Here is a 7,509-nt window from a genome sequence, read left to right on the forward strand (position 1 = left end):
GCTTTTGTTCAGGACCCCGTCGTACGGACCTTCCACTCATCCGTGGGGACTTCCCGCAACGCAGTACTAGCGTTCACCCCTCCGGGGAAGGCTCAACTGTCGCCCCCGGAACGGGAGTTGGCGCCGATGACCGAAATGCGGGGAATCATTCCCGGGCATCACGAGGGGCGCGGGCACCACGGCACCCCCGCCCCACAGTCACCTATTCGAGTCACCCGCGAACGGGCTGCCCGGCCGCACCCTTTCAACTGGGCCGGCGCAATCCAGCCCGTCCGGCGTTTGAGGACGAGGCCCCTTCAGAGCCGATGGGGGCCTGGGGGCGCAGCCCCCAGAAGACGCCCACACCAACGCTGGCCCACTCTCACAACGGCCGCGACCGCAACCCCTCCAACAGAATGTCCAGCAACCGCGCCGACGCCGCCGCCTGCTGCGCAGCATCCGGCAACGAGGGCGCCGCCGTAGCGATCACCAGCAGCACGTCCGACACCGAAACGTCCGCCCGCAACTGCCCCGCCGCCCGCGCCCGGTCCACCAGCTGCCCCACGACCTCCAGCAGCGCCGCCGCCCCGGCGTCGTAGTCCCCGGAGCCCAGGGACCCCGTCGACTCCTCCGGCACCAGCCGCAGTTCACCCGCACTCGGCTGCGTCCGCTGCTGCGGCACCCGCGCCTCGTCGAGGAGGGCAGCACCCTCACCCTCATCGGCGACGCCAACCCGCAGCACCTGCGGCGGCAGCAGCCGCCCGGCGCCCGAGGCCACCGACGTCCGCAGGAAGCGCGACAGCGCCGACCACGGCTCGTCCTCCTGGCCGAGCGCCGAACGCGCCTGGTCGGTCAGCCGGGAGGTCTCCTCCTCGGCTATCCGACGCACCAGGACGTCCTTGCTCGGGAAGCGCCGGTACACCGTGCCGACACCGACCCGCGCGCGCCGCGCCACGTCCTCCATCGGCGCGCCGTACCCCAGCTCGCCGAAGACCTCACGCGCCGCCCGCAGCACGTGCTCCAGATTGCGCTGTGCGTCCACCCGCAACGGCGTCGTCCGCGAGCTGTCCCCGCGTCCGTTTCCCACCGCCGCACCGACCGCGCCGCCGGATGCGACAGCTGACGCGGATGTCCAATGAGAATCCTGAATATGCATACACGTTCCCCCGGTTAATGACGTCTCCCCCCGGAGACTCCCCGCCATCGGCAGCCGGAGCATCGTGAGACAAGCCCGGTTCGCGAGCCTCGCTCTTCGCGGACTCGCTGAGCGCATCCCCCTTCACCCCGTCGACACACGAACATAGTTGAGAGGGGGTCAATTCAGAAGGGGCAGGTTCCGCACGGAGCGCCCCCCGATCGGAGTACGGGTCGCATACGTCCCGGTTGCGCCCCCCGACACCACCCCGATCACCCCCACTGACCTGCGCACCTGCCGCGCACTCCGGCACTTTCCGCGGCCCCGCGCGACCTCCGCGCCCGGTCACACAAATTGTCGAGGCTGTGGACAAACTCCAGCGCCGGGTGCGTCATGGGATGGTGAAGGAACGCGCGCGCATTCTCGTTGTCGGTGGCGGCTACGTCGGGATGTACACAGCCCTGCGCCTTCAGAAGAAGTTGAAACGTGAAATCAGGCGCGGACAGGTCGAGATCACGGTCGTCACCCCCGACCCATACATGACGTATCAGCCGTTTCTCCCCGAGGCCGCCGCCGGTTCGATCTCCCCCCGCCATGTCGTCGTCCCGCTGCGCCGCGTCCTCGACCGGTGCCGGATCGTCATCGGCGAGGCCACCGTCATCGACCACGGCAAACGCACCGCGACCCTCACCACCCTCGCCACCGAGGAAGAGGGCACAGGCACAGAAGAGCTGTCGTACGACGAACTCGTCCTGGCCCCCGGCTCGATCGCGCGCACCCTCCCGATCCCCGGTCTCGCCGACCACGGCATCGGCTTCAAGACCGTCGAGGAAGCCATCGGCCTGCGCAACCACGTCATCGAGCAGATGGACATCGCCTCCTCCACCCGCGACCCCGCGATCCGCGACGCGGCACTGACCTTCGTCTTCGTGGGGGGCGGTTACGCCGGCGTCGAGGCGCTCGGCGAGCTGGAGGACATGGCCCGCTACGCCGTGCGCTACTACCACAACGTCGACGCCGACGACATGAAGTGGATCCTCGTGGAGGCATCGAACCGCATCCTCCCCGAGGTCGGCGAGGAGATGGGCACCTACACCGTCACCCAGCTGCGCCGCCGCAACATCCAGGTCCTCCTGGAGACCCGCCTCGAATCCTGCGTCGACCGCGTCGCCGTACTCAGCGACGGACAACGCTTTCCGACCCGCACGCTCGTGTGGACCGCCGGCGTGAAACCCCACCCGGTCCTCGCCGCCACCGACCTCACGCTCACCGAGCGCGGCCGTCTGAGGTGCACCGCCGAGCTGATGATCGAGGGCGCCACGCACGCGTGGGCCGCGGGAGACGCCGCCGCCGTCCCCGACGTGACCGCCTCCGAACCCGGCACCGAGACCGCCCCCAACGCCCAACACGCCGTACGCCAGGCCAAGGTCCTCGGCGACAACATCGCGCACTCCCTCCGCGACGAGCCCCTTCAGACGTACGCCCACAAGTACGTCGGCTCGGTGGCCTCCCTGGGACTGCACAAAGGCGTCGCGCAGGTCTACGGACGGAAGCTGAAGGGCTACCCTGCCTGGTTCATGCACCGCGTCTACCACCTCAGCAGGGTGCCCACCTTCAACCGCAAGGCCCGTGTGCTCGCCGAATGGACGCTGGCGGGGCTCTTCAAGAGGGAGATCGTTTCTCTCGGTTCGCTCGAACATCCCCGAGCGGAGTTCGAACTCGCGGCCGGTGGAAAGCCTCCACACGACCCGAAGGGGTCGAACTGACCGGACCGAGGAACTCCACCGGCCGCCCCGGCGTCTGACGAATGTCGGCCCGGTTCGGGCACACTGCCAGACTGGTCCACGACTTCGGGCGGGCCCACGCTCGCCCTTCTCACCCAAGAGGCTTTCCCCACTGTGCTGCATCCCCCGGGGGCCAACCCCCGGACCCCCGGCAGGGTCCGGAGCGGGCCGACAACATCTACACGAGGCATGGATTCGTGAACTTCACGCGCTGGAGCGCCCGGCTCCCCGGAACGCAGCGCCGCGCCGCAGCGCGGACCGACCACACGGTCACCCCGGACCGGCGGGGAGAAGGCTCCGTGCCCGCGGCCCGCGCTGAGCAGTTCACCGACGAGCAGCCACCGGTACCCGCCGTCGACGACCTGCCCGTCCGCGAGGTACTCGACCGCGTCCCGGCCCTCGTCGCCCTCGTGCACGGCCCCGACCAGCGCATCGCGTACGTGAACGACGCCTACGCCGCGGCCTTCGGCACCCGCCCCCTGGGCGCACCGGCCCGCGAGGCCCTCCCCGAGCTCGACGAACTCGGCCTGCTCCCGCTCCTCGACCAGGTCCTGCGCAGCGGCAAGCCCCGCACCCTCAAGTCCCGCAAGGCGCCCGGGGGCCGCTCCTACACGTTCACCTGCACCCCGGTCGCCGAGAACGCCGACAGCGCCGAGGGCGGCGTCCTGATCTTCGCCACCGACGTCACCGACCACGCAGAGGCCGCCGAACGCCTGCGCACCAGCGAACGCCGCCAACGCGAAACGGCCGTAACCCTCCAGCGCTCCCTGCTCCCCCAGGAACTCGAAGAACCGGACGACCTGCGCATCGCCGCCACCTACCAGCCCGGCGGCACCGAGGCGGCGGTCGGCGGCGACTGGTACGACGTGATCACCCTCGGCGGCGGCCGCACCGCCCTGGTCATCGGCGACGTCATGGGCCGAGGCGTGCGGGCAGCAGCCGTCATGGGCCAACTCCGCACCGCCGTCCGCGCGTACGCCCGCCTCGACCTGCCCCCGCACGAGGTCCTCCAGCTCCTGGACGGCCTCGCCACGGAGATCGACGCCAACCAGATCGCCACGTGCGTTTACGCCGTCTTCGACCCGAACGAAGGCCGCCTGGTCTACGCCTCGGCCGGCCACCTCCCGATCCTCGTCCGCGACGAGAGCGGAGTGGTCCAACGCGCCGACGAACCCACCGGCCCGCCGCTCGGCACCGGCGGCTGGATCCACGCCTCGGGCTCGATCGCCCTCAGCCCCGGCTCCACGGCGGTCCTCTACACGGACGGCCTGGTGGAACGCCGGGACGAGGACCTGGACGAGGGAATCGCCTCCCTGGAGCGCGCCCTGGCCGGCGCCACCGGCACCCCCCAGGTGGTCTGCGACCGCCTGGTCCGCTCGCTCGGCGTCACCGCGGACCACGACGACGACGTCGCCGTCCTGGTCATCCACCACCCGGCCCGCACCGGCCACGACGGCGACCTCTTCCGCAACGCGGCCCTGGAGCTGCTCGGCGGAGTGGAAGCGGCCCCACGCGCGCGTGCGTTCGCCTCCGGAGTCCTCACCAGCTGGCGCTTCCCCACCGAACTGCACGACCTCGGCGTCCTGGCGGCAAGCGAGCTGGTCGCCAACAGCCTCCAGCACGGCACCCCACCCATGCGCCTACGCCTTCGCCGCACCGACCGCCGCCTCATCGTCGAGGTCACGGACGGCGACGACCACCTCCCCAGGCGCCGCCGGGCGGAACCGGCCGACGAGTCCGGCCGAGGCATCGCCATCGTCGCGACCATCGCCTCCAACTGGGGCTCCCGCCGCACACCAGGCGGAGGCAAGGCCGTCTGGTGCGAGTTCGTACTCCCGAAGACACCCCCGGCGTGACCTGACCTACGCCTCGACCCCCACCGGCTCCACACTCCCGCGAGCGACGACCAGACTCCCCTTCGCCCGCCAAGGCTGATCCTGTACGGCGGTCAGCTGCCGCCCCAACTTCACGGCAAGCAGACTGATCCCCAGCGAGAACAAGAAGAACGTCACGACATACGGCCCCGGCAGCGAGGCCCCCAACGGCCCACCCACCGCGGGCCCGACAGCCAACGCGAGCTGCTTCACCAGAGCGAAGGCCGAGTTGTACTGCCCCGCCATCCCCTCCGGCGCCAGATCGGCCACCAGCGGAGCGACGGTCGGCGACAACATCGCCTCCCCGAGCCCGAACAGCGCGTACGTCGACACGAAGGCCGCCGTAGCCATCTCCTGACTCCCGTGCCCGAGCCCCGCGAACCCGGCCGTGACCCACGCCAGCGCCCAGATCATTCCTACGGCCGCGATCACGCGCGAGCGCCGACGCCGCTCGACGAACTTCAGCACCGCGAACTGCGCGACGACGATCATCGCGGTGTTAGCGGCCAGTGCAGTCCCGAGCGCGGATGTCGAGATCCCGGCGGCCTCGACCCCGTACGCACTCAACCCGGACTCGAACTGCCCGTAGCAGGCGAAGAACAGCACGAAGCCGAGCACGCTCAGCTGCACCATGGCCCGGTTGCCGAGCAACTGCTTCCAGGCACCCTTGGCGGACGACTGGGAGGGAGCGCCACCAATGGCCGGCGAATGCGGCATCGGCACGGTCGCCATTACCCCGGCCAGCACCAGGAACATCGCCGACTCGATCCCGAAGAGCAGCGTGAACGAGGACGCGCTGGTCGTGTCGACCAGATGACCGCCGATGAGACCGCCGACGCCGAGCCCGAGGTTCTGCAGAAAGAACTGCATGGCAAAGGCACGCGAGCGCGTGTCCGCCGTAGAGCAGTCCACGATCATCGTGGCCAGTGCCGGCTGCATCACGGCCTGCCCGGCCCCGAGCGCCGCCGCCGACAGCAGCACCGCGGTCGCGCTCCCCGCCAGCCCCAGGCTCATCGAACCGAGGGCGGCGACAACGAGGGCGACGATCAGAACCGGTCGCGGGCCACGCCGGACGATGGCCCGCCCGGCGAACGGCAGCACGATCAACGCGGCCACGGCGAAGACGGCGAGTACGAGACCCGCCGTCATGGCTCCAAGGCCCCGCACCTGCGCCACATAGACGTACAGGTACGGGACGGTGAAGCCGAGCCCGAACGCGCTGAGTGCGTTACCCACGTGGATCCGGCGCATCGCTGCGCCCATCGCCCTGGTCACGGTCACCTCAATCAACTAGTTAGATCTGAAGACTTAGAACCTAAAGAGTACATACTCAAGGACTTCAAGGCAAAGGAAGCCCGTGCCATACTGCGCGCATGGCCGACACCAGCGGCGTCCCGGAGCCGACGCTCGACGAACAGATCGCCGCCTACCAGCGCGAATTCCGGGACCTCGACCCCCAGGTCGAGAAGATCGTCTCGGCCCTGGGCCGGCTCAACCGCCGCATGAACGTCGCCTACGGCCGCCAGACCGCGAACCTCGGCATCAGCAGCGCCGACTGGGAGGTCCTCAAGGCCCTCGTCCTCGCCGGCGACCCCTACCGGATGGGCCCCAGCGACCTCGCCAAGCGCCTCGGCCTCACCCCGGCCGCGATGACCCACCGGATCGACCGCATGGTCGCCGAGGGGCTGGTCACCAGGGAGCGGGACGAGTCCAACCGCGTCCGCGTGATCGTGGAGCTGACCCCCGAGGGCCGCGGCAAGTGGCTGGAGGCGATGCGCATGGCGACGGTCTTCGAGGGCGAGCTCCTCCAGGACCTCTCCCCGGAAGAGCGCACCGCCCTCGGCGAGGTCCTCACCCGCCTGCTGCGCAGGGTGGAGCACGCCCAGCCGGACGCCGGCGGGCGTCTCAGCGACCTCGACTAAAAGATCTTGACAAGGGGTGCTTGACAGCCCTCTCTCCGGTCCGTAATGTTCTCCGGGTTGCCACGGGGCCGTAACGGTTCTGCGACAGCACCTCCGCCGCATCAGCGGCACCCCAAACCATCAGCGCGATCTCCCAACGGGATTGATTTCGGCGTGCCCGAATTCAATTCGATTTGGGTACGACGGTTCGGTAGCCCGATTAGGAACTGTCGAGCGGATCCGCTAAGGTTTGAAACGTCGGAACGGCCCAACGGCCGGGAAGGCAACCCCCGCTGACTGGGAGTCAGGCCCGAAAGGATCTGATAGAGTCGGAACCGCCGGAAAGGGAAACGCGAAAGCGGAAACCTGGAAAGCACCGAGGAAATCGGGACCGGAAACGGTCTGATAGAGTCGGAAACGCAAGACCGAAGGGAAAAGCCCGGAGGAAAGCCCGAGAGGGTGAGTACAAAGGAAGCGTCCGTTCCTTGAGAACTCAACAGCGTGCCAAAAATCAACGCCAGATATGTTGATACCCCGTCCATCACATTCGTGGTGGTCGAGGTTCCTTTGAAGAAAACATACAGCGAGGACGCTGTGAACGGCCGGGCTTATTCCGCCTGGCTGTTCCGCTCTCGTGTGTGTGGTCCCGATTACGGGAAAACATTCACGGAGAGTTTGATCCTGGCTCAGGACGAACGCTGGCGGCGTGCTTAACACATGCAAGTCGAACGATGAACCACTTCGGTGGGGATTAGTGGCGAACGGGTGAGTAACACGTGGGCAATCTGCCCTGCACTCTGGGACAAGCCCTGGAAACGGGGTCTAATACCGGATAA

Annotated in this window: 5 protein-coding genes and 1 rRNA gene; 4 read left to right on the plus strand and 2 right to left on the minus strand. The window is 68.8% G+C overall.

The window, feature by feature from the left end; translation table 11 throughout:
* Positions 1-361: 361 nt before the first annotated feature.
* The gene (locus tag AB0I69_RS09585) at positions 362-1,135 is read right to left on the minus strand and encodes a helix-turn-helix domain-containing protein (protein WP_363094989.1); all 774 of its coding nucleotides are present in this window, start codon (positions 1,133-1,135) and stop codon (positions 362-364) included.
* A 377-nt stretch (positions 1,136-1,512) separates the two neighbouring features.
* Here AB0I69_RS09585 and AB0I69_RS09590 point away from each other — a divergent pair, with 377 nt between their 5' ends.
* Positions 1,513-2,880: an FAD-dependent oxidoreductase gene (locus AB0I69_RS09590; protein WP_363095045.1), complete on the plus strand. Its 1,368-nt coding sequence runs from the start codon at positions 1,513-1,515 to the stop codon at positions 2,878-2,880.
* A 215-nt stretch (positions 2,881-3,095) separates the two neighbouring features.
* A complete protein-coding gene (locus AB0I69_RS09595; protein WP_363094990.1) occupies positions 3,096-4,754 on the plus strand; it encodes a SpoIIE family protein phosphatase in 1,659 nt (552 codons plus the stop codon).
* 6 nt (positions 4,755-4,760) lie between these two features.
* On the opposite strand, the gene AB0I69_RS09600 is transcribed toward AB0I69_RS09595, so the two are convergent.
* Positions 4,761-6,047 (minus strand): MFS transporter, encoded by a 1,287-nt coding sequence (locus AB0I69_RS09600; RefSeq protein ID WP_363094991.1) that lies wholly within the window; start codon positions 6,045-6,047, stop codon positions 4,761-4,763.
* Between the two features lie 98 nt (positions 6,048-6,145).
* On the opposite strand from AB0I69_RS09600, the gene AB0I69_RS09605 reads away from it, so the two are divergent.
* Both AB0I69_RS09605 and AB0I69_RS09610 read left to right on the plus strand, forming a co-directional pair.
* Positions 6,146-6,694: a MarR family transcriptional regulator gene (locus tag AB0I69_RS09605; RefSeq protein WP_363094993.1), complete on the plus strand. Its 549-nt coding sequence runs from the start codon at positions 6,146-6,148 to the stop codon at positions 6,692-6,694.
* 642 nt (positions 6,695-7,336) lie between these two features.
* Positions 7,337-7,509, plus strand: a 16S ribosomal RNA gene (locus AB0I69_RS09610); the annotation flags it as partial.

The organism is Streptomyces sp. NPDC050508 (genome assembly GCF_040655155.1).
Taxonomy (GTDB): domain Bacteria; phylum Actinomycetota; class Actinomycetes; order Streptomycetales; family Streptomycetaceae; genus Streptomyces.

Bases quoted from the DNA above. Each gene is read 5' to 3' on its own strand.
- AB0I69_RS09585 (WP_363094989.1), bottom strand. From the start codon at position 1,135: ATGCATATTCAGGATTCTCATTGGACATCCGCGTCAGCTGTCGCATCC.
- AB0I69_RS09590 (WP_363095045.1), top strand. From the start codon at position 1,513: ATGGTGAAGGAACGCGCGCGCATTCTCGTTGTCGGTGGCGGCTACGTC.
- AB0I69_RS09605 (WP_363094993.1), top strand. From the start codon at position 6,146: ATGGCCGACACCAGCGGCGTCCCGGAGCCGACGCTCGACGAACAGATC.